Annotated in this window: 2 pseudogenes; both read right to left on the bottom strand. The window is 72.6% G+C overall.

Annotated elements, in window-relative coordinates:
* Positions 1 to 248: pseudogene (locus PV342_RS40945) on the bottom strand (ABC transporter); the annotation flags it as partial.
* Positions 245 to 642, bottom strand: a pseudogene (locus PV342_RS40950) (ABC transporter ATP-binding protein); the annotation flags it as partial. The pseudogenes PV342_RS40945 and PV342_RS40950, both read right to left, overlap by 4 nt.

A 642-nucleotide genomic window follows, 5' to 3' on the forward strand; every position in this document is an offset into this window, starting at 1 on the left:
ATGTCCTCCATCCATGTGTCGGGGGAGGAGTGCGGCCAGCCCTTTGCGGTGAGGTGGTCGAGCAGGCCGGCGCGCTGGTAGAGCATCCACGCCACGGCGAGGGCGGTCAGGGCCAGCATGGTCCAGAAGGCGGCGCGGTGCTGGCGCCAGATGAGCCAGGTCATGCCGCTCAGCCGGGGGCGGCGGCTGCCGCCCCCGCTGACCGGGAGCGCGGGCGCTGCGGACGGGGTCGTGGTCGCGTTGCTCATGCCGCCGCCCCCCGCGGGCCGGACGAGCGGCCCGGTATCCGCGCCACGGGACTGATCAGCGGCGGCGCCTCGGGCGAGCGCAGGTAGGCGAGCAACAATTCCTCCAACTGCGGGGTGTGGGACTGCCACTGACCGCTCACCGGACCGTCCGGCCGGATCAGGGCGGTGGCCTGGCGCCCACTGGTGCGGTATTCCACGACGGTGTGCCGGGCCAGCTCCGCGGGCACCCCCGCGCCCTCACCGCCGGTCACGCCCTGCAGCAGCACATGGGCGCTGCGGATCTCGTCCACGTCCCCGGCCATGCGCAGGCCACCGGTGGAGATGACCAGCAGGAAGTCGCACACGCTCTCCAACTCGCTGAGCATGTGCGAGGACATCAGCACCGTGGTGCCGT

This window comes from Streptomyces sp. PA03-3a (assembly GCF_033792735.1).
Lineage (GTDB): Bacteria > Actinomycetota > Actinomycetes > Streptomycetales > Streptomycetaceae > Actinacidiphila.